Origin of the sequence: Rhizomicrobium electricum (assembly GCF_011762045.1) — a bacterium.
GTDB classification, from domain to species: domain Bacteria; phylum Pseudomonadota; class Alphaproteobacteria; order Micropepsales; family Micropepsaceae; genus Rhizomicrobium; species Rhizomicrobium electricum.
The window spans coordinates 1-22,088 of sequence record NZ_JAASQS010000009.1 but is presented as its reverse complement, the minus strand read 5'-3'; the positions used below and the strand labels follow the sequence as shown (position 1 = coordinate 22,088).

The 22,088-nt window shown below is 63.6% G+C and carries 22 protein-coding genes; 14 read left to right on the top strand and 8 right to left on the bottom strand.

Going from position 1 to position 22,088, the window contains the following annotated elements:
* The first annotated feature begins 69 nt into the window (after positions 1-69).
* The gene (locus tag FHS84_RS17295) at positions 70-1,503 is read left to right on the top strand and encodes an acetylxylan esterase (RefSeq protein ID WP_166936703.1); all 1,434 of its coding nucleotides are present in this window, start codon (positions 70-72) and stop codon (positions 1,501-1,503) included.
* A 220-nt stretch (positions 1,504-1,723) separates the two neighbouring features.
* Here the strand turns inward: FHS84_RS17295 and FHS84_RS17290 are convergent, their stop codons facing one another.
* Both FHS84_RS17290 and rpmB read right to left on the bottom strand, forming a co-directional pair.
* Positions 1,724-2,374: a hypothetical protein gene (locus FHS84_RS17290; RefSeq protein WP_166936701.1), complete on the bottom strand. Its 651-nt coding sequence runs from the start codon at positions 2,372-2,374 to the stop codon at positions 1,724-1,726.
* A 244-nt stretch (positions 2,375-2,618) separates the two neighbouring features.
* Positions 2,619-2,912 carry a 50S ribosomal protein L28 gene (rpmB, locus tag FHS84_RS17285; protein WP_166936700.1) on the bottom strand — a complete coding sequence of 98 codons (294 nt, stop codon included), beginning with the start codon at positions 2,910-2,912 and terminating at the stop codon, positions 2,619-2,621.
* A gap of 298 nt (positions 2,913-3,210) precedes the next feature.
* On the opposite strand from rpmB, the gene FHS84_RS17280 reads away from it, so the two are divergent.
* From FHS84_RS17280 to FHS84_RS22280, 3 genes are all read left to right on the top strand, one after another.
* Complete coding sequence (locus tag FHS84_RS17280) at positions 3,211-4,050, top strand: DUF3108 domain-containing protein (protein WP_166936698.1); 840 nt, start codon at positions 3,211-3,213, stop codon at positions 4,048-4,050.
* 113 nt (positions 4,051-4,163) lie between these two features.
* Positions 4,164-6,101 carry an alpha/beta fold hydrolase gene (locus FHS84_RS17275; protein ID WP_166936696.1) on the top strand — a complete coding sequence of 646 codons (1,938 nt, stop codon included), beginning with the start codon at positions 4,164-4,166 and terminating at the stop codon, positions 6,099-6,101.
* A 169-nt stretch (positions 6,102-6,270) separates the two neighbouring features.
* Positions 6,271-8,097, top strand: a complete 1,827-nt coding sequence (locus FHS84_RS22280; protein ID WP_166936694.1) for an alpha/beta fold hydrolase — start codon at positions 6,271-6,273, stop codon at positions 8,095-8,097.
* Here the strand turns inward: FHS84_RS22280 and FHS84_RS17265 are convergent.
* Positions 8,094-8,987 (bottom strand): 2-dehydropantoate 2-reductase, encoded by an 894-nt coding sequence (locus FHS84_RS17265; RefSeq protein ID WP_166936692.1) that lies wholly within the window; start codon positions 8,985-8,987, stop codon positions 8,094-8,096. The two genes, FHS84_RS22280 and FHS84_RS17265, sit on opposite strands and share 4 nt — an antisense overlap.
* A gap of 106 nt (positions 8,988-9,093) precedes the next feature.
* On the opposite strand from FHS84_RS17265, the gene FHS84_RS17260 reads away from it, so the two are divergent.
* Entirely contained in the window at positions 9,094-10,083 is a 990-nt protein-coding gene (locus FHS84_RS17260) for a retroviral-like aspartic protease family protein (RefSeq protein ID WP_166936690.1), read from the top strand.
* Here the strand turns inward: FHS84_RS17260 and scpA are convergent.
* Positions 10,069-12,177 (bottom strand): methylmalonyl-CoA mutase, encoded by a 2,109-nt coding sequence (scpA, locus tag FHS84_RS17255; RefSeq protein ID WP_166936688.1) that lies wholly within the window; start codon positions 12,175-12,177, stop codon positions 10,069-10,071. The two genes, FHS84_RS17260 and scpA, sit on opposite strands and share 15 nt — an antisense overlap.
* Positions 12,178-12,621: 444 nt before the next feature.
* On the opposite strand from scpA, the gene FHS84_RS17250 reads away from it, so the two are divergent.
* From FHS84_RS17250 to FHS84_RS17215, 8 genes are all read left to right on the top strand, one after another.
* Positions 12,622-15,189: a helicase-related protein gene (locus FHS84_RS17250; RefSeq protein ID WP_166936686.1), complete on the top strand. Its 2,568-nt coding sequence runs from the start codon at positions 12,622-12,624 to the stop codon at positions 15,187-15,189.
* A gap of 6 nt (positions 15,190-15,195) precedes the next feature.
* The gene (locus FHS84_RS17245) at positions 15,196-15,465 is read left to right on the top strand and encodes an RNA-binding S4 domain-containing protein (protein WP_166936684.1); all 270 of its coding nucleotides are present in this window, start codon (positions 15,196-15,198) and stop codon (positions 15,463-15,465) included.
* Positions 15,466-15,581: 116 nt separating this feature from the next.
* Positions 15,582-15,794 (top strand): ParD-like family protein, encoded by a 213-nt coding sequence (locus tag FHS84_RS17240; RefSeq protein WP_166936682.1) that lies wholly within the window; start codon positions 15,582-15,584, stop codon positions 15,792-15,794.
* Positions 15,791-16,564 carry a type I methionyl aminopeptidase gene (map, locus tag FHS84_RS17235; protein ID WP_166936680.1) on the top strand — a complete coding sequence of 258 codons (774 nt, stop codon included), beginning with the start codon at positions 15,791-15,793 and terminating at the stop codon, positions 16,562-16,564. The genes FHS84_RS17240 and map overlap by 4 nt, the downstream gene beginning before the upstream one ends.
* Before the next feature lie 116 nt (positions 16,565-16,680).
* The gene (fdxA, locus tag FHS84_RS17230; RefSeq protein WP_166936678.1) at positions 16,681-17,019 is read left to right on the top strand and encodes a ferredoxin FdxA; all 339 of its coding nucleotides are present in this window, start codon (positions 16,681-16,683) and stop codon (positions 17,017-17,019) included.
* Between the two features lie 317 nt (positions 17,020-17,336).
* Positions 17,337-17,900, top strand: coding sequence for a CarD family transcriptional regulator (locus FHS84_RS17225; RefSeq protein ID WP_166936676.1), 564 nt, complete (start codon positions 17,337-17,339; stop codon positions 17,898-17,900).
* A 137-nt stretch (positions 17,901-18,037) separates the two neighbouring features.
* A complete protein-coding gene (locus FHS84_RS17220) occupies positions 18,038-18,508 on the top strand; it encodes a hypothetical protein (protein ID WP_166936674.1) in 471 nt (156 codons plus the stop codon).
* 58 nt (positions 18,509-18,566) lie between these two features.
* Positions 18,567-18,767: a glycine zipper domain-containing protein gene (locus tag FHS84_RS17215; RefSeq protein WP_166936672.1), complete on the top strand. Its 201-nt coding sequence runs from the start codon at positions 18,567-18,569 to the stop codon at positions 18,765-18,767.
* Here the strand turns inward: FHS84_RS17215 and FHS84_RS17210 are convergent.
* The 4 genes from FHS84_RS17210 to FHS84_RS17195 form a co-directional block, all read right to left on the bottom strand.
* Positions 18,733-18,951 (bottom strand): hypothetical protein, encoded by a 219-nt coding sequence (locus FHS84_RS17210; protein ID WP_166936670.1) that lies wholly within the window; start codon positions 18,949-18,951, stop codon positions 18,733-18,735. The two genes, FHS84_RS17215 and FHS84_RS17210, sit on opposite strands and share 35 nt — an antisense overlap.
* 146 nt (positions 18,952-19,097) lie before the next feature.
* Positions 19,098-19,868, bottom strand: a complete 771-nt coding sequence (locus tag FHS84_RS17205) for a thermonuclease family protein (RefSeq protein WP_166936668.1) — start codon at positions 19,866-19,868, stop codon at positions 19,098-19,100.
* 73 nt (positions 19,869-19,941) lie between these two features.
* Entirely contained in the window at positions 19,942-20,325 is a 384-nt protein-coding gene (locus FHS84_RS17200) for a rhodanese-like domain-containing protein (protein WP_166936666.1), read from the bottom strand.
* The gene (locus tag FHS84_RS17195) at positions 20,325-21,209 is read right to left on the bottom strand and encodes an SDR family oxidoreductase (RefSeq protein WP_166936664.1); all 885 of its coding nucleotides are present in this window, start codon (positions 21,207-21,209) and stop codon (positions 20,325-20,327) included. Before FHS84_RS17195 ends, FHS84_RS17200 begins: the two co-directional genes overlap by 1 nt.
* Before the next feature lie 142 nt (positions 21,210-21,351).
* Here FHS84_RS17195 and FHS84_RS17190 point away from each other — a divergent pair, with 142 nt between their 5' ends.
* Complete coding sequence (locus tag FHS84_RS17190) at positions 21,352-21,939, top strand: cytochrome b (RefSeq protein ID WP_166936662.1); 588 nt, start codon at positions 21,352-21,354, stop codon at positions 21,937-21,939.
* Positions 21,940-22,088: the final 149 nt, after the last annotated feature.

Sequence of the window (22,088 nt, the reverse complement as noted above, 5' to 3'; positions counted from 1 at the left end):
CGGCCGGGCGCTTGACCTTCCCCTGGCGCGGGCGGACAAATTCCCCGAGCCCGCCAGGGGGAGGATATCTTGAAATTTCGCGTTGTATTTGCACTCGCCGCACTGATTGCGGCCACGACGGCTGCGCCCGCCGCCGAGTTGAACTTCAAGCCGATCAACGGCAACGGCATCTACGCGGTCGGCGAGAAAGTCGGCTGGCTGGTGACGCCCGCGCCCGGCGCCACCACCAAAGCGCTCTACACCTATACGATCCGCTCCAACGGCTCGGCCGAGATCGGCAAAGGCACGCTCGACCTCTCCAAAGGCGGCGGTGAGATAGCGGTGACCCTCGACAAGCCCGGCATGGTCTACGTCACCATCGACCGCGCGCCGGTTGCCGGGCCGACGCCCGAAGAAGCGGCCAAGATCAACACCAAGCTGAAAGCGGTGGTGACGAAGAAGGACAAAGCCCTCAAGCCGATCTTCGCCAAGTATCCCGACCTGTGTCTCATCTCCGAGCCGTGCGCGGCGACACCGGCGGTTACCGGCCTGCCGCCGATCCAGTCGCATCTGGCGATCGTCGGTGCCGCCGTGGCGCCGTCGAAGATCGCACCCAGCGCGCCTGCTCCGGCCGATTTCGATGCCTTCTGGGCGGGCAAGCTGGCGGAACTGGCGAAAGTGCCGGTCAATCCGGTGCTGACGGAAATCCCGGCGCCGCTGCCGGGCATCAAGTTCTACAAGGTCAAGCTCGACAGCCTGAACTCGCATGTTCAGGGCTATCTGGCGGTGCCGGACAAGAAGGGCCCGTTCCCGGCGATGATCCAGTACCAGTGGGCGGGCGTCTACGCGCTGATCCCGTGGAATTGCGCCTCCCGCGCCCAGCAGGGCTGGCTGTGCCTCAATGTCGATTCCCACGACATGGCGCCGGATAGCGCCACAGGTGCGCCGCTGGACTATCCCGCCGTCGGCAACACCTCGCGCGAGACCTCGTATTTCCTGAATATGTATCTGCGCGACACCCGCGCGCTCGATTGGGTGCGCTCGCTGCCGGAATGGAACAAGAAGACGGTCGTCGTCACCGGCACCTCGATGGGCGGCCACCAGAGCCTCGTCACGGCAGGCCTCAATCCCGGCAAGGTCACGGCGGTGGTGGTCAACGAACCGTCGGGCGGCGACACCCAGGCGGCACTGAAGGGACGTCTGCCGGCGTTCCCCAATTGGGCGGTGACCAATCCGGCGGTGGCGGAGGCATCGTCCTATTTCGATACGGCGAACTTCGCACCCAAGATCACCGCGCCGACGGTGGCCGCCATCGGCTTCATCGACACGGTGTGCCCGCCCGCCAGCATCCTGTCGGCGGTGAACCGCATTCCGGCGCCGCACGAGATCATTCCGATGCCGGAATCCGAGCACAACAACTACACGCCGGACAAGCAGGCGGCCTGGCTGCAGCGTTCGGAAGAAATCTTCGCCACGCTGCTGCACGGCGGCACCTTCGTGCCGGACGAAACGATCGCGAAGTAATTACCTCCCCCTTGCGGGGAGGTCGAAATGCACAGCATTTCGGGTGGGGGACGGTGCTCATACAGGCGATGGCCCCCCACCCGGAAAACCGCTCGCATCCGAATAACAGTCAAATCGCAGACAGCTTTTGTGCTCGCGATTTTCCGACCTCCCCACAAGGGGGAGGTAAAAAAGAAAGGGGGCTTTGCGACCCCCTTTCCTCTCAGCACCCCCCGTACAACTAGTAGCCGCCGAAGCCCGCCACCGGCGGCACCATGCGGCGCATCGCCCAGAATGGAATCAGCAGAAGCAATCCTTCGCCGGCGATCAGCCCCATGTACTGCACGCAGTCGCTCAGCCACGCCCGGCCTGTGCCGGTGTAGGACACCGCGAAGAACACGGCCGCAAACACGATCGCAGCGGCCAGGAAACCGATCAGCGGCGCCGTCCACCAGCGCGGACCGCGAGCGCCGTCGAACGCCACGATGGAAACGAAGCTCGCCAGCAGGAAGGCAATGCCGAATGCCGCCGCCTCGCGCAGCGAAGGCGCCGAATCAAGCGGTACGATTTCGGCGATCGCATCGCGGGCGAACAGCACCAGGGCCGTCACCAGCGCCAGCGCCGTCACGACCTGCGCGAAGGCGTAGGCCGGGCCGTAACGCCGGTTGGTCATGGCGACACAGTAGAAGCCGACCGGAACCAGGACATAGGCCAGGCTCAACCAGCCCGTGCCGATTCCGAACACTTCCATGGGCGTGTCGCGATAGAGGAAGGCTGCCGTCAGCCAGGCGCACAACACCAGCGTGCAGAAAACCAGCCGGACCACCGCGCCGATGGCGCCGCCGATCTTTTCCAGCCAGGTTTCGTGACGGCCGTAGCCGTAGGCCCCCATATAGGGAGCGTCACTGGCTGTTCTTAACCGGTAAGGCCCCCGCTCAGCGGAAGCCATATTGAGGCCGCCAACGCGGCCCGGAATTACATCGCGCTTATACGCCCGCACCTTGCCCACCACACCCCGTGGCCAGCCATTCGGCTTGGCCTGTTTTGAGACATTACGGGAGTTTTATTGCAGGTGCTATGCCGTTTCGCTGCCGAAACAGAGTTTACAGCGATTAAAACTTATGGCCGTTTTAAGACTAGGCGGCCGCAGCGGCAGTCTTTTTCGCAATCGCCCGCTTCAGGCGAAGCGCCTTCGGCGAAAGGGTCGCATCCTTCGCCTTGAGCAGATAGGCGTCGATGCCGCCAAGCCGGTCGATGGTGCGCAGAACGCTCATCGAAATCTTCAGCTTCACGGTCTCGCGCAGGGCGTCGCTGGCGAGCGAAATGACCTGCAGGTTCGGACGGAACACCCGCTTGGTCTTGTTATTGGCGTGGCTGACATTGTGGCCAACCAGGAGGGTCTTTCCGGTCAATTCGCAGCGGCGGGACATAGCATTATCCTCGGGGCATTATCCTTGGGCTCCGCGAGGCTCAACCCCACGGATCATTCGTAAAGAGGCGCTCTCTTAATTGCGCAGGCGCCCTGGGTCAAGTCGGAAGCGACAATGGGCGCAACCGCCTGCCGTCCGGCAGCCCTTTGGCCCACTTAACGAATTTCTCACGTAGCGGTCGTTCGACAAGCCCTGCCCGGTCATAATAGAACATCCGGGCGCGGCAAAGTTGCCGTGACCTGGATTTTTGACGCAAATTTGCGGAAAAAACAGCGGCCGGAACTGGCGAGTGACCCCCATGCACCTGCGTACAGCCCTCATTGCCCTGAGCTTTCTGACCTTACCCGTTTCCCAGGCCTGGGCGGCCGGCGGCGCCTCGTCCGAGCCTGCGGCGGGCGGCGGCAGCATGCAGCTCGCCATGAGCCTTTATGCCGCCGGTCTCGGCCTCGGCCATGTCGACATGGATGCGCGCTTCACCGGCGACAAGTACCGCGTCACCTCCAACCTCGAGACCAGCGGCGTGGTCAACGTGTTCTGGAAATCGCAGATCCAGGCCACCTCGTCGGGCAAGCTCGACAAGAAGTCGATGCAGGTCGCCAGCTACGATTCCTTCTACACCGGCCACAAAGCCAACCATCAGGAAGTGGCGCTGACCTACGAGAACGGCGAACCGGTGCGCCTCTACGCCAATCCGACCTACCCGACCACCGGCTACGAAGTGAAGCCGGAAGAAAAGAAGGGCACCTTCGATCCGCTCAGCGCCGTCATTTACATCGCGTCGGGTGTCGGGGCCGAGCCGGGCAATCCGTGTTCGGTCAAAGCGCCGGTGTATGACGGCCGCCGCCGCTACAACGTCGCGCTCACCAAGGTGAAGCCGGTCGACATCAAGATGGACAACGGCCTCTATAAAGGCCCCGCTCTGCTCTGCACGATCGAGTACAAGCAGATCTCCGGCTACAAGCCGCGCGTCCTGCACGACACCAACTTCCCGTCCATCAATGTCTGGATGGGCGTTTTCCCGAGCAAGGAAACCGGCCGCAGCTTCGCCGTCCCCTTGCGCGTCTGGGCCAACACCCAGTACGGCGTGATCGCCGCTGTCGCGACCTCACTGAAGATCGATGGCAAGCCGGTGCAATAACCAGCGGCGCGAAGCCCTCTTGCGGCTGTGCGAGCGGTACGAAATGATGCTCCCGTCATATCGGGGGGCTTTCCATGTACGTCCGTCTTTGGGCATGCGCTATTGCGTGTGCCGTGGGGTCTTTGGCCGCCGCAACCGCGCAAACCGCGCCCGCCCAGCCGCCCGTGCAAGCCTTCGCAGTGCCGGAAGAACTGAGCGCACCGGCGCTGTCCCCCGACGGCAAACATCTCGCCAGCATCGAAGTCCATGCCGGCAAACGCATCGGGGTGGTCCGCACGCTCGATCCTGCCGGCGTGCCGGCGGTCGGCATTCCGATCGACCAAGGCTTTCTCGTCCGGGCGCAGTGGGTGAGCAACGAACGCCTGCTCCTCACCGTCAACGTCAACATGCGGTTTTGGGGCGAAAACGTAAAACCCTGGTTCCGGACGTTCACCGTCGACACCAAAGGCCAGAACATGGCGGTGATGTTCTCGGACAACGAAGCCCGCAACTACAACTACGGCACGGCAACGGTCAGCGATCTGGCGATGGACGATCCCGACCACATCTACATGCCGATATTCGACAACGCCAACAACGCGACGTTGCGCAACTGGGATGGCCAGGCGTTCCGCTATTCGATGTTTCGCGTCAACGTGAAGGACGGCACATCCGAACGCGTCTCCGTCGGCGGCCCGCAGACCGGCCAGTGGATCATGGACGGTCATGGCAAGGTCGTGGGCCGGGTCGACAAGTCGCTCAATCCTCCGATCGACCACCTGCTCGTCAACACCAATGGCGAATGGAAGGAAATCCAATCCGCCAGTTCGCTCGGCAGGGACGGTATCGGTGTCGTCGGCCTGACCCGCGACGGCAAAGGGTTTATCGAAACCGCACAATTCGGCGATGCCAAAACCACCGGGCTGGTGTCGCACAACATCGCCGACGGCAAAGATGCCACGATCTTTTCCGACCCGAAATACGACATCGGCGCGGCCCTGCGCGATCCCTGGGACCAGCGCGTTCTCGGCGTCACCGTCACTGCCGACCAGGACGCCGATCACTATTTCGACGACGACATGCAGGCCCTGCAGCGCGGCATCTCCGGCGCCTTCCCCGGCAACACCGTGCATGCGGTCAGTTGGGATATGGCCAAGACCAAGGTCGTCCTCCAGGTCGAAGGTCCGAAATTCCCACCCACCTACTTCCTGCTCGACCGCGTCACGCACAGCGCCTCACCGCTCGCATCGAGCTACAGCACGCTGGAAGAAAACCAGCTCGGCGAGATGAAGCCGTATCCCTACAAGGCGCGCGACGGGCTCGACATTCCTGCGTACATCACCTTGCCGCCCGGCAAGACCGCGAAGAATCTGCCCGTCGTGGTCATGCCGCACGGCGGGCCGATGGCGCGCGACCAGATCGGCTTCGACTGGATGGCGCAATTCCTCGCGAACCGCGGCTATGCCGTGCTGCAACCGAATTTCCGCGGTTCGGACGGCTATGGCCACAAATTCCTCAAAGCCGGCTACGGCGAATGGGGCGGCAAGATGCAGGACGACGTCACCGACGGCGTCAAGAAGCTGATCGCCGACGGCATCGCCGATCCCAAGCGCATCTGCATCGTTGGCTGGTCCTATGGCGGCTATGCGGCGCTTTCGGGTGCGGCGTTCACGCCCGACCTCTATGCCTGTGCGGTCGGCGGCGCCGGTGTCTACGACCTCAAGAAATTCCTCGATACGCGCGCCAAGGACTACGGCAAGGATTCCGACATGATCGCGAGCTGGTCGCTGTTCATCGGCGACCGCAGCAAGGATGCCGACAAGCTTGCCGCCGCATCGCCGGCCAAGAATGCCGACAAGATCAAGATTCCGGTTCTGCTGGTCCACGGCAAAGACGACTACACCGTCCGCATCGACCAGACCGAAGCGATGGACGAAGCCCTGCGCCAAGCCGGCAAGAAGGTGACCACGATTATCATCCCCGGCGAAAGCCATTACCTGCAGAAGATGGAAACACGCGTGCAGTGGCTGACCGAACTCGAGAAATTCCTGAAGGAGAATATCGGCAATTAGTCGCGACGTATCCGCGGAGAAGTGTTGCGGGCTCACGGCAGATGCTGGATGATACGCCCGTCATCTCGGGGGGCTTTCCATGTACGTCCGTCTTTGGGCATGCGCTATTGCGTGTGCCGTTGGGTCTTTTGCTGCCGCATCCGCACAAACCGCGCCGGCCAAGCCTTCCGTGCAAGCCTTTGCGGTACCCAAAAATCTGACCGAACCCGTCCTTTCGCCCGACGGCAAGCATCTGGCGACCGTCGAAGTGCATGGCGACAAGAGCATCGCGGTGATCCATACGCTCGATCCCGCCGGTACGCCCGCGATCGGGATTCCCGTCGACACGGGGTTTATCGTCGGCGTGCGTTGGATCAAGAACGACCGATTGATGGTCACCGTCAATGTCAACCGGCGGTACATGGGCGACGACGTGAAACCCTGGTTTCGCTCTTTCCTCGTCGATCCCACGGGGAACAACAGGCATCAGTTCGGGGTGTCGAGCATCGACGACCTGGCGCTTGACGACCCCGATCACGTCTACGCGACCAACGGGGACCGTCATCAGGACGAGTGGCGGAGTACGATGTTTCGCGTGAGTCTGAAGGACGACACGACCGAGCAGATTGCGGTCGGCGGCCATCAGACCAAAAAATGGATCATGGACGGCCACGGCAAAGTCATCGCCCGCCTCGACTGGTCGACCAATCCACCGGCGGAGCAGCTGCTCGTTTACAATAACGGCGATTGGAAGGAGGTCCAAAGTTCCTCCACCGTCGATAACGGTCTCGGCCTCGCGGGCTTGTCGCGCGACGGCAAATCGTTCGTCCAGCGTACGCGGAGCACCACCGATCCCGATCTGGCGAGGCTTGTCACCCGCGACATCGCCAGCGGCAAAGAAGCCCCGCTGTTCAGCGATCCCAAATACGACGTCGACGCGGCGCTTGTCGACCCGTGGGATGGGCGCGTGCTGGGTGCCGCCGTCGTGGCCGACCAGCAAACCGACCATTATTTCGATGAAGACATGCAGGCCCTGCAACGCGGCCTCGTCGCGGCGTTTCCCGGTAAAGCCGTCCATGCCGTCAGCTGGGACATGGCCAAGAGAAAGGTCGTCCTTCTGGTCGAAAGCCCGAAATTTCCGCCGACCTACTTCCTCCTCGATCGGGTCACCCACAGCGCCTCGCCGATCGCCGCGACCTATGACGCCCTTGAGGAAAACCAACTCGGCGAGATGAAGCCGTATCCGTACAAGGCGCGCGACGGGCTCGACATTCCCGCCTACGTCACCTTGCCACCGGGAAAGGCCGCGAAGAATCTTCCCGTCGTGGTCCTGCCGCACGGCGGTCCGCGGACACGCGATCTCATCGGTTTCGACTGGATGGCGCAGTTCCTCGCCAATCGCGGTTATGCCGTGCTGCAACCGAATTTCCGCGGCTCCAGCGGCTACGGAAAGAAGTTCATCAAAGCCGGCTACGGCGAATGGGGCGGCAAGATGCAGGACGACGTCACCGATGGCGTCAAGAAGCTGATCGCCGACGGCATCGCCGATCCCAAGCGCATTTGCATTGTCGGCTGGTCTTATGGCGGCTACGCGGCCCTGGCCGGGGCGACGTTTACGCCCGACCTCTATGCTTGTGCGGTCGGCGGCGCCGGCGTGTACGACCTCAACAAACTGCGCAAGACCCTGGTCAAGGACACCGGCCGGGAGTCGACCGCCGTCGCGAGCTGGCCGCTGTTCATGGGCGATCCCGACAACGACGGCGACATACTTCGCGCCAAATCGCCGGTCTTCCACGCCGACCAGATCAAAATCCCGGTTCTGCTGGTCCACGGCAAAGACGACTACACCGTCCGCATCGACCAGACCCAGGCGATGGACGCCGCCTTGCGCAAGGCGGGCAAGAAGGTCACGACGATCATCATTCCGGATGAAAGCCACTATTTGCAGAAAATGGAAACCCGGTCGCTGTGGCTGACCGAACTCGAGAAATTCCTGAAGGAGAATATCGGGAATTAGTCTCCCTTCGCCGCGTTCGAGATGGCGGCGAGGAGCGGGACCAGGGCGGTCGAGACGGGGACGGGGATGCCGTGCAGCGCCGCCTTGCGCACGATGACGGCGTTGCGGGCGTTCCATTCCATTTCGCGGCCGGCCATGCGGTCGGCGAACATCGAGTTGCCCTCGTCGCCTTTGGCACCGAGGAAGAACTGCACTTGCCGCTCGATCAAGCTGTCGTCGAGTTCGGCGCCTTCGGCGCGGCCGACCGCAATCACCTCCGCGAGGATCGCGCGCGCGAGGTCTGCGATACCGGGCTCGTGCATCACCCGCATGCGTTGACCGGTGAGCGCCAGGATGGCGCCGCTGGGCGCATTGTTGCAGAGCTTCAGCCAGGCGCGCGTGACGAACTCGGCGGAGGTTTCCGCGGTCAGGAACGAACCGGCGAACAGGCCCGCGAACGCGGCGCCGTCCGGCCCTTCAGGAACGGTGGCGGTGGCGATGCGGCTCCAATGCACCTCGCCCGGTGCGGTGCGGCTGACCGGCAGATCGATCACCACCGGCACGATCGGCGTGCCCACTGGCACGAACGGCTCGGCATTCTCCTTCTGCTCGACGCCGTTTTGCAGCACCGCCACGCGCGTGCCCGGCCGCACCGCCGCCGCCAGCCACTCCGCCGCCGACGGCACCTGATAGGCCTTGACGCACAACAGAACCCAATCGGCCTGCGGCACCTGATCGGGACGCGTCACGACCTTCGCCACATGCACGACCGGCGGCTCGCCGTCCTTCTGCACCGACAGACGCGCGAACGCCTTGCGGGCGCAGAACGTGACCTCATGCCCGGCTTGCAGCAAAGCCCCGCCAACCGCGCAACCGATGGCTCCGGCGCCGATCAAAGTGATACGCGACATATTCTCCTCCAGGACTTTGTTTCCGCTGCGTACATATCGCGCCCGGATACACGCGGGCACGAAACCAGTCTAGACTGTGGCCATCGATGGGGAAATCGGGGGCACCATGAAAACGCGTTTCTACATTGCCGCATTGGCGATGGTCCTGGCGCAGCCCGCGCTTGCGGACGAGCAATGCGCCCCTCTGAAAATGGTGGCCAGCGTCGATCTGGTACCGTCCGACAGCGGACGGCGCGAATTCGTGCCCGTCGAAATCGCCGGCGTGCAGAAGCAGATGATCCTCGATCTCGGTGCCGAGGTCAGCGTGCTGACCGCCAAAGCCGCCGACGAACTGAAGCTGAAGACCCGCAAGGGCTATATGAAGCTGTACGGCCTGTCGGGCGCCTCGACCGATACCTTCACGGTCTCCGGCGTCAAACTCGGCGCCATGAAAGGCAATCTCACGTTCGCCGTGGCGCCATTCGCCGATCAGATCAGCGACGATCCGCAAGTCGCCGGATTGCTGGGCGCCGATGTGCTGTCGAACTTCGACGTCTCGATCGATTTCGGCACCAACAAGCTCGAACTGCTCGACAAGAACCACTGCGACGGCAAGGTGGTGTACTGGCCGGCGACGGCGCTGGCGGTGGTGCCGTTCAGAAGCTGGCACATCGGCCAGATCGTGTTCGACGTGACCCTCGACGGCAAAACGATGAAAGCCCTGCTCGACACCGGTGCGCCGAACTCGACGCTGCGGCTCGCCACGGCGCAGCGCGCCTTCACCCTGCAACCCGGAAGCGCCGATACGCCGGCTGCAGGACACCTCAACGAACGAACCGACCTTCCGACCTACATCCACACGTTCAAGACGCTCGATTTCAACGGCATCACGGTAGCGAACCCGGTTTTCGAACTGATCCCGGATATGATCTCGCAACGGCTGGCACCGGGCACGCCGACCGGCTCGCTCATCCCGGCCAAGGACGATGCCAATGCGGCGCCCATCCTGATCGGCATGAATGTGCTGAAGCACCTGCACCTCTACATCGCCTACAAGGAACAGAAGCTCTACATCACGCCGGCCGGAACGCCCAAAGCGGCGTCAGCGGCGCAGTAGATCCAGCACCGTCTTGGCGGCTTCGGGAATGTTGGTGCCGGGGCCGAAGACGGCGGCGACGCCCTGCTGCTTCAGAAAGTCGTGATCGCGCGGCGGAATGACACCGCCGACGACGACCAGCGCCTTCGAACCGGCCTGCTTCAGCGCTGCAATCAGTTCCGGCACCAGCGTCTTGTGACCGGCGGCGAGGCTGGAGACGCCCACCACCTGCGCGTTGGTGGCGACAGCTCTGGCGGCGACCTCTTCCGGCGTGGCGAACAGTTCGCCGACATCCACCGCAAAACCGATATCGGCATAGGCCGACGCGATCACCTTGGCGCCGCGGTCGTGGCCGTCCTGGCCGATCTTGGCGACCAGAATGCGCGGCGGGCCGCTGTGAGTTTGGGCGTAGGTCTCGACCTCGCCTTTCAGCGCCGCGAATTCGTTGTCGCCCTGGAAACAGCCGCCATAGACGCCGGAAATCACCTGCGTGGTGGCGCGATGACGGGCGTAGACCTTCTCGATCGCCGCGGAGATTTCGCCGACCGTAGCGCGAGCCCGCGCCGCGTCGACCGCCAGCGCCAAAAGATTGGCCTCGCCCGCCGCGCCTTCGCGCAAGGACGCCAGCGTTGCGGCGACCTTGGCGTCGTCGCGCTCGGCTTTGACTTTGGCGAGGCGTGCAAGCTGGGCTTTCAAAACCGCGGCATTGTCGACTTCGCGGTAGGCCACCTCATCGTCGTGCGGCGGTTCGAATTTGTTGACGCCGACGATCACGTCCTCGCCCTTGTCGACGCGGGCCTGACGGCGGGCGGCGGATTCTTCGATGGCGAGCTTGGCTTCGTCGACGCAAGCGGCGATGCCGCCCTTGCCATCGACGCGGGCGATGATTTCGCGCGCGGCGGCGGCCAGCGAATGGGTCAGCGCTTCGACGTAGTACGAGCCGCCGAGGGGATCGACGGTGCGCGTCACCTGGGTTTCGTGCTGCAGAATGAGCTGGGTGTTACGGGCGATGCGGGCGGATTGCTCGGTCGGCAGCGCGATGGCTTCGTCGAACGAATTGGTGTGCAGCGACTGCGTCCCACCCAACACCGCCGCCAGCGCCTCATAAGCCGTGCGCACGATGTTGTTGTACGGGTCCTGTTCGGTCAGCGACACGCCCGAGGTCTGGCAATGGGTGCGCAGCATCAGGCTTTCGGGCTTCCTGGCGCCGAAGCCCTGCATGATCTCGCACCACAACAGCCGGGCGGCGCGCAGCTTGGCGATCTCGAAGAAGAAATTCATGCCGATGCCGAAGAAGAACGACAGCCGCGGCCCGAAGGCGTCGACGTCGAGCCCTTTCTTCAGCGCGGCGCGGACGTATTCCTTGCCGTCGGCCAGGGTATAGGCGAGTTCCTGCACGGCGGTCGCGCCGGCTTCGTGCATGTGATAGCCGCTGATCGAGATCGAATTGAACTTCGGCATATTCCTCGCCGCGAATTCGATCACGTCGGCGACGATGCGCATCGAGGGTGCGGGCGGATAGATGTAGGTGTTCCGCACCATGAATTCTTTCAGGATGTCGTTCTGGATGGTGCCTGCCAGCTTGGCCAGCGGCACGCCCTGTTCCTCGGCGGCGACGATGTAGTTTGCCATGATCGGGATCACGGCGCCGTTCATGGTCATCGACACGCTCATGCGATCGAGCGGGATGCCGTCGAACAGGATCTTCATGTCCTCGACGGAGTCGATCGCCACGCCCGCCTTGCCGACGTCGCCCGCCACACGGGGATGATCGCTGTCGTAGCCGCGATGGGTCGGCAGATCGAACGCCACCGACAGGCCCATCTGCCCGGCCGCCAGATTGGCGCGATAGAAGGCGTTGGACTCCTCAGCGGTGGAAAAACCCGCGTACTGGCGAATGGTCCAGGGCCGGCCGGTATACATGGTGGCGCGCACGCCGCGCGCGAACGGCGCAAATCCGGGCAGCGAGCCGGCCGCTTCCATGCCCTCGAGGTCTTCGGCCGTATACAGAGGTTTAACCGTGAAACCTTCCGGACAGGCCCAGGCAAGATCGCCGACAGGACGGGTTTTCAGCTCTTTTGCGGCCAGCGCGGCCCATTCTTCTGGTGTTGTCATGATGACCTCGGCGAGCGTTGGAGCCGTTTTCGCATGCTTCGGCCAAAGCCGCGAAGTGCGAAAGCCGCATGGGAGCCGTCACAAAACCTTCCGTACCCTGACACTTTCATCCGCCTACGGACTGTTCCGTGGATAAGTCGCTCGGGCCCCATGCATCGCTCTACACACAACATGTAGGGGTCCGAACCTCTTGACAACACCCTAATGGTATGAGAACAAAGGCTGATTTTCACCGAGTTATTGATTCGGACGGCATTCGTTCCACCGTCGTTCTGGTTGGTTAATTGTGACTCGTGCCGACTCACGCGCAATGATGATTCTCGCCAGGGAATTTTCCGCGATCCAGCCCTCTCCCGCCTTTTCCGGCCGATTACCCCCAGCTCCGCCGCCGCTCCGGCGCGGAAAGCCTTGCGTTGACGGCCGTCCCAGGTGAAATGTCCGCCGATGCGTACACCACCGTCTGGGTCGCGTGTCACGGCGGTCCTAGGACCCACCAACACCGGCAAAACCCATTTTGCTATCGAACGCATGCTGGCGCACAAGTCCGGCATGATCGGCCTGCCGCTGCGCCTTCTGGCGCGCGAGGTCTATGACAAGATCGTTCGGATCAAGGGGGCCAGTCAGGTCGCCCTGGTCACCGGCGAAGAAAAGATCATTCCGGCCGGGGCGCCCTATTACGTCTGCACCGTGGAAGCCATGCCGGTCGGCGTCGGTTCTGCCTGCCTGGTGGTGGACGAGATCCAGCTTTGCGCCGATCCCGAGCGCGGCCACGTCTTCACCGACCGCCTGCTCAATGCCCGCGGCGACGAAGAAACCCTGTTCCTCGGCGCCGATACCATGCGCGGAGCGATCCAGAAGTTCGTGCCGCGGACCTATTTCGTCTCCCGCGACCGCTTTTCCGACCTCGCCTATACCGGCGCCAAGAAACTGACCCGCCTGCCGCGGCGCTCGGCCGTGGTCGGGTTCTCGTCGGAAGACGTCTACGGCATCGCCGAACTGATCCGCACCCATCGCGGCGGCGCGGCGGTCGTGCTGGGCGCCCTCAGCCCCCGCACCCGCAACGCCCAGGTGGCGCTCTACCAGTCAGGCGAGGTGGACTTCCTGGTGGCGACCGACGCCATCGGCATGGGCCTCAATATGGACGTCGACCACGTCGCCTTCTCGGCGATGGAGAAGTTCGACGGCACCGTGACCCGCCCCTTGCGGCCGGAGGAAGTCGGCCAGATCGCCGGACGCGCCGGCCGCCACATGAACGACGGCACCTTCGGCGTGACGGGCGAAGCCGAGCCGCTCGACCAGGAACTGGTCAGCCGGGTCGAGAACCACCATTACGACCCCGTCCGCGTGCTGCAGTGGCGCAATTCGGCGCTCCATTTCCACTCCCTCGGCGGGCTGATCGCCAGCCTGGACGAACCGCCGCCGCAACGCGGCCTCGTCAAGGCGCGGCCGTCCTCCGATTTCATCGCCCTGAGAACGCTCGCCGGCCAGGGCGAGATCGCCGACCGCTGCACCGCTCCGGCCGCGATCAAGCTGCTCTGGGAATGCTGCCAGATGCCGGACTTCAACAAGCTGTCGACCGACGAGCATGTCCGGCTGGTGCGCACCATTTTCGGCCACCTGATGAGCGACAAGGGCGTCCTGCCGCCGGAATGGCTGGGCCAGCAGATTTCCCGGCTCGATATCATCGAGGGCGACGTCGCCACCCTGTCGGGCCGCCTCGCCCACATCCGCACCTGGACCTATGCCGCCCACCGGCCCGGCTGGGTCGCCGACGGCGCCTATTGGCAAGAAGTCACGCGGTCCGTCGAGGACCGTCTGTCAGATGCTTTGCACGAGAAGCTCACCCAACGCTTCATCGACCGGCGCACCTCGGTCCTGATGCGTTCGCTGCGCGAGGAAGACCTCAATCTGGTGCTCGACGATTCCGGCGGCGTGACCGTCGGCGGCGAAGCCATCGGCAAGCTCGAAGGCTTCCGCTTCACACCGGCCGAAAACGCAACCGGCTTGGAAGCCAAGGCCTTGCACGCCGCGGCTGTGAAAGGACTCGAAGGCGAGTTTTTCAATCGCGCCCGCAAACTGGCGTTCGCCACCGAGGAGGAAATCTCCCTCTCCGAGCACGGCCGGCTGTGGTGGGACGGTGCCATCGTCGCCAGGCTCGCCGCAGGGGGCACCCCGCTTAGTCCCGCAGTATTGCTGCTGGCCGACGAGAGCCTGAAAGGCGCCCCGCGCGAAGGCGTGCAGCGGCGGCTGGAAGACTGGCTGCAGAAGCGCATCGCCGCCAAGCTCGAAGCCATGACGGCCCTGCACGAGGCGATCGAAGCCAAGGCCGGGACCAAAGGCGCCTTGCCCGGCGAAGCCCGCGGCATCGCCCACCGGCTATGGGAGAATTTCGGCAACATCGATTTCCCGCGCACCGACCTGCGCGGCGATCGCGGCGCCATCATGCGGGCGTTGCGCCCGTTCGGCGTCTGGTTCGGGCGGCGCACGGTCTACATGCCGAAGCTGCTGCGCCCCGACGCGGCCAACCTGCTCGCCCTGCTCTGGAGCGTCTGGCAGAAGCAGGACGACGTTCCCGCGATGCCGCGCCCCGGTCTCACCAGCTTCGACAGCGAGGCGCCGGACGGCTTCCTCGGCGCTGCGGGCTTCCGCAAATTCGCCGGCCGCGCCATCCGCCTCGACATGCTGGAGCGGCTGGAAGACGTGCTGGAAAAGGCCCTGATCGAAGGCTCGACCGCCGACGAACTGACGCCGAAACTGGTGTCGCTGCTGGGCTCCTCCAACGAGCAGCTCAAAGAGGTGCTCGACGCGCTCGGCTGGCAGACGCTGGAAGTCGCCGACGGCAAACACGTCTGGCGCCGCGCCGCGCCCAAGCCCATCCGCCGCCAGCGCAAGCAGCCGCGCGAGGGTGGCAAACCGGGTGGCGACGACAAGGGCGGCCACAAGCCGAAAGAAGTGAAGATCACCATCAACCCGGATTCGCCGTTCGCGGCACTGGCTGGACTGATCAAGTGAGCTGACATGGCCGAGCCCGAACGCCTCCGCCTCGACAAATGGCTGTGGTGCGCGCGGTTCTACAAGACGCGCGGACTGGCGGCTGAGGCCTGCGAAAAAGGCCATCTGCGCATCAACGGGTTTCGCGTCGAGAAAGCCGGCCGCGAGGTCCGTCCCGGCGACGTGCTGACGATCCCGCAAGGGCGTGAGGTGGTCGTGGTCCGTGTCCTCGCCGGCGCCAAGCGCCGCGGCCCGGCGACCGAAGCGCGGACGCTGTACGAGGTGGTGGAAGAGTAGCCTTTCCTTCCCCGCTCGGTTCGACCGCCTCGTCTCCACGGGAGGAAAAATATGCGCCTTGGCAGCAGCATATGGCACATATATAAATCATATACGAATCATATAGCGAGGCCGAAATGGGCATTGTCAACATAGAGGATGATCTGCACGACCAGCTCCGCCGGGCGAGCAAGGTGTCGTGCCGGTCGATCAACGCGCAGGCGGCCTATTGGATCAAACTCGGCATGCTGGCCGAGACCAATCCGACCCTCTGCTTCAGCGCGATCATGGAACGCGAGCTGCGCTCCGCAGGCGTTTCGGCGCCAACGCTGGTTGCCGCCGAAGCATGACCAAGCAGCCGCACGAGTTGGCGCTGATGGCGGAGTCCGGCCGGCTGCTGGCGTCGGTGTTCGAGATGCTCGACCGGACGCCCCTCGCCGGTCTTTCGACGCTTGCGGTCAACGATCTGGTCGAGCGCTTCATCGTCGACGACCTCAAAGCCCGGCCTGCGAGCAAGGGTCAATACGGCTTCGCCTATGTGCTGAATTCGTCGGTCAACGACGTGGTCTGTCACGGCGTCCCCTCGGCGTCGGAAGTGCTGGCCGACGGCGACATCGTCAATCTCGACATCACGCTGGAGAAGAACGGCTACATCGCCGACTCCAGCAAAACCTATCTGGTCGGCGAGGTCCATCCGGCGGCCCGGCGGCTGGTCGAAACCACCTACGAAGCCCTGTGGCAGGGCATCCGCGCGGTCCGCCCCGGCGCGCGGCTCGGCGATGTCGGCTGGGCGATCGAACGCCACGCCAAGCGCAACGGCTATTCGGTGGTGCGGGAATACTGCGGCCACGGCATCGGCCGCGAAATGCACGAAGACCCGCAGGTGATGCATTTCGGAAAGCCGGGGACCGGCCTTGTCCTGCGCGAAGGCATGGTCTTTACCATCGAGCCGATGATCAATCGCGGCCGCCGGAGCGTGGTCACGAAGGACGACGGCTGGACTGTGGTCACCAAGGACGGCTCGCTGTCCGCCCAGTTCGAACATACGGTCGCCGTCACAACCTCCGGCGTGTCCGTATTAACGCTGCGGGCCGATGAGCGAAGCGCAAAAGCAATGTGAGGTGAGGGAATGATCGCCGCCCCCGCCCAATCCGCCGCACGGGCGTTTTCCGGGGTTGATCCTGGCGCCGACGCGCCCTAAGACCGCTGCCCAGAATTCACCGGAGCCTTTCACCGATGGCCTATGTCGTTACGGATGCCTGCATCAAGTGCAAGTTCATGGATTGCGTGGAAGTGTGCCCGGTGGACTGCTTCTACGAAGGCGAAAACATGCTCGTCATCCACCCTGACGAGTGCATCGACTGCGGCGTCTGCGAGCCGGAATGCCCGCCGGAAGCCATCAAGGCCGATACCGAAAGCGGCCTCGAGAAGTGGATGTCGCTGAACGCCGAGTACGCCAAGAAGTGGCCCAACATCACCCAGAAGGGCACGCCACCGGCCGACCGCGAAGAGTTCCGCAATGAGACCGGCAAGCTGGAAAAGTACTTCTCGGATAAGCCCGGCCAGGGGTCGTAAAATTAATCATGTAAGCTGGCTCGGGACGGAATTTTCCCAACAAAATGGCCGTTTAGGGGATTAAAAAGCGGCCCCGGAACACCGTCCGATCAACCAGAACATAAAGAAGTCTTATTCTTTCAAAGGTTTGAGGAAAGGGTCCTTCCCTTTTGCCTCAACATGTGGTAGCTTACACCCGTTCTGAAAAAGGACTCGAACGGCGCTGCCCCACCCGGATTAAAGAGAGGTCCGGAGGCGCCGCATTATGACAGTGTCAAAGTCTGCGGTGCCGGACCTCCGGTTCGGTGCCCGTTCGAGTGCGCGATACGGAAAGTGAAATGACCACGGCTAAAGCTCCAGTTGCACCCGCGCCGGCGGTGAAGAAGATTCCGGCAAACTCCAACAAGAAACTCGAATTCAAAGCCAACGACCACGTCGTGTATCCCACACATGGCGTCGGCAAGATCATGCGCATCGAAGAGCAGGAAGTCGCTGGCCTCAAGCTCGAGCTGTTCGTGATCACCTTCGACAAGGACAAGATGACCCTGCGCGTGCCCGTGACCAAGGCGAAGTCCGTCGGCATGCGCAAGCTGTCGTCGCCCGACACGGTTGCGACAGCGCTTAACACGCTGAAGGGTCGTGCGCGCGTCAAGCGGACCATGTGGTCCCGCCGGGCGCAGGAATACGAAGCGAAGATCAACTCGGGCGACCTCGTGTCGATTGCCGAGGTGGTGCGCGACCTGCACCGTGCATCCGGCCAGCCGGAACAGTCCTATTCCGAGCGCCAGCTTTATGAAGCAGCCCTCGCCCGCATGGCACGCGAAGTCGCGGCGGTCGAAAAGATCGACGAGACGGCAGCGGTCAAGCGCGTCGAAGGCGCGCTGCTCAAAAAAGCGGCCTGAGCCGGTTTGTTAAAAAGTGTATCCGAGATCAAAAGGCCTGGAGGCGACTCCGGGCCTTTTGGCTACAATAGGTATTCGACGGCATTGCCGTTTGTTGTCGTTCAAGTCATGAATCCGGCAATCACGGGGTCGATTCCATGAAGTGGCTGCTCGCGGGAGTGATCGGGTCGGTAGCCGGTTGGCTGATCGTGTCGGTAACCCAAGAAGTGGCAATTGCCGTGGTCGCCGGTGGCGCCATCGGCTTCCTGGCCACCATTGCGCTGTTCGGCACCAAGCCTCTCCTGGCCGTCGGAAAAGTGGCGGGCGCCATGGCGCTCGGCTGCCTCGCCGGCTGGCTGGTGTCGTCGGTGACGGACTCCCTCAAATTCGCAATGATTATCGGCATGGCGATCGGCGCCCTTGCCACCATTGCCCTGTCGAGCCCGCGGCCGCTCGCCTCGCTCTTGAAGGTCGTCGGCACCATGGGGTTCGGCTTCGCGGCCGGCTGGGCGATCGGCTACGCCATCGGCGACCACCGCATCGGCATGCTGTTGGCGATCCCGCTGGGTCTGCCGCTCCTGATCGCGTTCGCCGACACCATGCGCCTGCCCCGCCACCGGCCGTTCTAGGCTGGATATTGCATCCGCTCAGGCCGCGCATACTTTAGAGACGGCTGAGGAGGCTTGCATGAACAACCTCAAATTCTCCGGCGCCGGCCTGGCGATCGGAATCGGCATGGGCGTGGCGATGGGCGTCGCTCTCCACAGCCTGGCAATGGGAGTGGCGCTCGGCGTCGCCTTCGCGCTGATTTTCAGTTCCATTTACGGCACGAAGACCGGCACCAAGCCCGAGGCTAAAGAGCCCGACGGCAACGACGGCAAATCCTGACCTTCCCCTTGAAGCCGCCGCGAACCATCGCCGCTCCGGTCACGGCCAAGAGCACGGCGGCCAGCACGAACACCGGCAGCCGCACGAACAAGAGCAGCACCAGGGCGCCGACGATAAACAGAATGCCGGTGATGATGGTGCGGCCGCGGCTGGGCAATTCGACGCCGCAATGGGGACAGTTCATGCGGGCGGGCTTTATCACGGTCGAATAACGCTGTCGCCCCCTCCGGCCGCTTCGCGTCGATACGCTGCCGCTATCGACCCTCCCCCGCTATCCGAAGAATTTTCGGTTCGAAGGCTCGTGCTCCGCGAGGGAGGAAAGGTCTTTTTCTATTGCAGCAGCTCGATCTGTCTCGGATTGCCGACGGCAATGGAGGGTCCGGGCTGCACCACGCCGCGCACGCGGATCAGCTTGCCGTCGTAGTTGAGCGGATCGACGCCCAGCCATTTGAACCGCTTCACGTCGTCGGCGCTGATGCGCACCGTCAAATCGCGCTGCGGATCGGGGCCGAGAACGAGCACGATGCCATTCTCCTGGGTGCTGAAGGATTTAGCGACGCGGCCGATGACGAGCTGGAAGGTGCCGACATCCGCCGCGATCTGGTCGGCCCGGCGGGTGGCATAGGCGGGATCCGCCCACAGACCGGCACCGGCCTTGTGGGCCTCGGCCTCGGCTGCATAAAGCTCGAGATTGCACTCGCCGCGGTCGGGCAACAGCTCCACCCGCGCCAGACCCTTTTTCAAGAGGTCGAGCTGCAGCCACGTGCCGTCGCGGGTGAAAATCTGGCCGCGAACGCGGTCGTAGCGGTCTTCCTTGGGCCAGGTGGCGCGCGCGTCCAGCCGGGCACCTTTGGCCAGGCTTTCCAGTTCGGCGAAGGCCCGCTCGGCGAGAGCCTGGGGCGCCCGATCGGCCGGACCGGCCGGCAGGCGGATGCCTTCCAGCTTCAGCGCACGGCCGTCGGTCATCACCAGGACGCCGTTCTTTTCGACCCGCATGATGTGGGCGTCGGCGATCTCGATATCGCCGGCACACGGCGGTGCGGCCGCGAACGACGGAGCCGCCATCGCGGCGACAGCCAGCGCGATTGTCCAAGAACGCATGCGATCCCCCACCCCTGAAGGAACGCATTCTGCACGAATTTCGCTGGCGTGCCACCGCTACAGGCGGCGGGGATCAAGGGTTTTTGTCGACCTTGCCGCCCGAATCTTCCCAGTCCTTGAAGCCGCCCATGTTGTAGACGCGCTTGAATCCCATGTCCTTCAGCACCTTGCCGGACAGCGCCGAGCGGCCGCCGGAGGCGCAATAGACGACCACCGTCTTGTCCTTGGCGAAGGCGTTGTCGTGATAGGGCGAGGACGGATCGGCGCGGAATTCGAGCATGCCGCGGGGCACGTTCACGGCGCCTTCGACCATGCCGCTCTGCTCGACTTCGAGCGGATCGCGCACGTCGACGATGAGGACGTTGCCTTTCTCCTTCATCTTCTTGACTTCGTCCGGCGTGATCTTCGGCACCGCCTGATTGGCGGCTTGGATCATGTCTTTCACATTGGTAGCCATCATGTTCTCCTAGGGAGCGGTTCGAGGGCTGCGAGACTGACGCCGCGCGGCGGCGGCATGGTTTCGGGAACGAAGAAATCCGGCATCAATTCCTTGGTCGGATCGACGCGATAGCGGTCGAAATCGGTAACGCCTTCGCCGGCCAGAAACGTGTCGTCGATCAGGAAGCGGCCGGTGAAGTCGCGGGCCGGTTTTTCGAAGATCGCATGCGCCGCGTCGGCGATGATCTCGGCGGTGCGGCAGTGCTTGAGGCCCTCTTCGCCCGCCAGCACGTTGCTGACGGCGGCGGTGGCGATCGCGGTGCGCGGCCACAAGGCGTTGACGGCGATCCCGTCGGGCGCGAGTTCGGCGCTCATGCCGAGCACGCACAGGCTCATGCCGTATTTGGCGATGCTGTACGCGGTGTGCGGCGCAAACCAGCGCGCAGCGATATCGAGCGGCGGCGACAGCATCAGCACATGCGGATTGGACGCGCGCTTCAGATGCGGCAGGCACGCCCTCGTCGTGAAGAACGTGCCGCGCGTGTTCACCTGATGCATCAGATCGAAACGCTTGGCGGGAGTCTCTTCGGTGCCGGCGAGAAAGATCGCGCTGGCATTGTTCACGCAGATGTCGATGCCACCGAACGTTTCCACCGCCGCGGCGACCGCGGATTCGATCTGCGCCTCGTCGCGGATATCGCAGGCCACCGCCAGCGCCTGACCGCCCGCCTCTTTCACCGCCGCCGCCGCCGTATGGATGGTGCCGGGCAAGCGCGGATGGCGGACGTTGCTCTTGGCCGCGATCACGACATTGGCGCCGTCGCGCGCCGCCCGGAGCGCGATCGCAAGCCCGATGCCGCGGCTTGCGCCGGTGATGAAAAGCGTTTTTCCCTGCAGCGACATGCCAGCCACTCCCGTGAAGATTTAGCTTCGGAGAAGTGCACGCACGCGGTCAAGTCTTAGCAGCGACTACCGTAACGGCACCCTTGGTCAAATCGGCTCGAAACCCTTACAGTGAATGCGAGTCACATCCTCCGGGGCTGCCATGAACACTCCTGTCCTTGACCGACCGACACGTTATGGCGCCGTCGCCATGACGTTGCACTGGCTGATCGCGCTCGCGATCATCACCAATATCGTCGTGATCCTGACGGTGCCCGAGGACCGCAGCCCGACCGCCATCGCCATGATGCAGTTCCATATGGCGCTCGGATTGACCGTCCTTGTACTGAGCATTTTGCGGCTGGTGTGGCGCTGGATGAATCCATTGCCGCCGCCGCCGCAGGGCCTCAACCACTGGATCCGCATCTCGGGCGCGGCGATGCATCACCTGCTCTATTTCCTGATGGTGGCGATTCCGCTGGCCGGCTGGCTGATGGTATCGGCGAACCACTTCTCGCCGTCGTGGTTCGGACTGTTCCACTGGCCCGCTTTCCCCGGCTTCGCCGGTCTCGACAAGGCCGCGGGTCACCAGTGGCACGAGACGTTCGAAAGCATTCACGTCGTGCTCGGCTGGGCGATGGTCGTGCTGGTGCCGTGTCACATCGCGGCGGGCCTTTACCATCATCTGGTGCGCAAGGATAACGTGCTTATCCGCATGCTGCCGGGAACGCGGTTGCGGGAAGGCGTGTAGATTTCATCTTTCCTCCCCCGCGGTGTTCAGCTCGAAGAGCCGTACATTTTGCGGATAGCGGGGGAGCGACTGTCTTGGGTGTCAAGCGGGTTGCCATGGGCGTCGATCCCTGAGGATGGCGTTGAGGATGGTGAGTAACCGCCTGGCGA

What these genes read in the sequence shown, in the direction of transcription:
- FHS84_RS17280 (WP_166936698.1), top strand. Translation starts at nt 3,211, where the DNA reads ATGCACCTGCGTACAGCCCTCATTGCCCTGAGCTTTCTGACCTTACCC.
- rpmB (WP_166936700.1), bottom strand. Translation starts at nt 2,912, where the DNA reads ATGTCCCGCCGCTGCGAATTGACCGGAAAGACCCTCCTGGTTGGCCAC.
- FHS84_RS17290 (WP_166936701.1), bottom strand. Translation starts at nt 2,374, where the DNA reads ATGGGGGCCTACGGCTACGGCCGTCACGAAACCTGGCTGGAAAAGATC.
- FHS84_RS17225 (WP_166936676.1), top strand. Translation starts at nt 17,337, where the DNA reads ATGACCACGGCTAAAGCTCCAGTTGCACCCGCGCCGGCGGTGAAGAAG.
- FHS84_RS17240 (WP_166936682.1), top strand. Translation starts at nt 15,582, where the DNA reads ATGGGCATTGTCAACATAGAGGATGATCTGCACGACCAGCTCCGCCGG.
- map (WP_166936680.1), top strand. Translation starts at nt 15,791, where the DNA reads ATGACCAAGCAGCCGCACGAGTTGGCGCTGATGGCGGAGTCCGGCCGG.
- FHS84_RS17260 (WP_166936690.1), top strand. Translation starts at nt 9,094, where the DNA reads ATGAAAACGCGTTTCTACATTGCCGCATTGGCGATGGTCCTGGCGCAG.
- FHS84_RS17205 (WP_166936668.1), bottom strand. Translation starts at nt 19,868, where the DNA reads ATGCGTTCTTGGACAATCGCGCTGGCTGTCGCCGCGATGGCGGCTCCG.
- FHS84_RS17200 (WP_166936666.1), bottom strand. Translation starts at nt 20,325, where the DNA reads ATGGCTACCAATGTGAAAGACATGATCCAAGCCGCCAATCAGGCGGTG.
- FHS84_RS17250 (WP_166936686.1), top strand. Translation starts at nt 12,622, where the DNA reads ATGCGTACACCACCGTCTGGGTCGCGTGTCACGGCGGTCCTAGGACCC.
- FHS84_RS17190 (WP_166936662.1), top strand. Translation starts at nt 21,352, where the DNA reads ATGAACACTCCTGTCCTTGACCGACCGACACGTTATGGCGCCGTCGCC.
- FHS84_RS17195 (WP_166936664.1), bottom strand. Translation starts at nt 21,209, where the DNA reads ATGTCGCTGCAGGGAAAAACGCTTTTCATCACCGGCGCAAGCCGCGGC.
- FHS84_RS17265 (WP_166936692.1), bottom strand. Translation starts at nt 8,987, where the DNA reads ATGTCGCGTATCACTTTGATCGGCGCCGGAGCCATCGGTTGCGCGGTT.
- fdxA (WP_166936678.1), top strand. Translation starts at nt 16,681, where the DNA reads ATGGCCTATGTCGTTACGGATGCCTGCATCAAGTGCAAGTTCATGGAT.
- scpA (WP_166936688.1), bottom strand. Translation starts at nt 12,177, where the DNA reads ATGACAACACCAGAAGAATGGGCCGCGCTGGCCGCAAAAGAGCTGAAA.
- FHS84_RS17220 (WP_166936674.1), top strand. Translation starts at nt 18,038, where the DNA reads ATGAAGTGGCTGCTCGCGGGAGTGATCGGGTCGGTAGCCGGTTGGCTG.
- FHS84_RS17210 (WP_166936670.1), bottom strand. Translation starts at nt 18,951, where the DNA reads ATGAACTGTCCCCATTGCGGCGTCGAATTGCCCAGCCGCGGCCGCACC.
- FHS84_RS17215 (WP_166936672.1), top strand. Translation starts at nt 18,567, where the DNA reads ATGAACAACCTCAAATTCTCCGGCGCCGGCCTGGCGATCGGAATCGGC.
- FHS84_RS17245 (WP_166936684.1), top strand. Translation starts at nt 15,196, where the DNA reads ATGGCCGAGCCCGAACGCCTCCGCCTCGACAAATGGCTGTGGTGCGCG.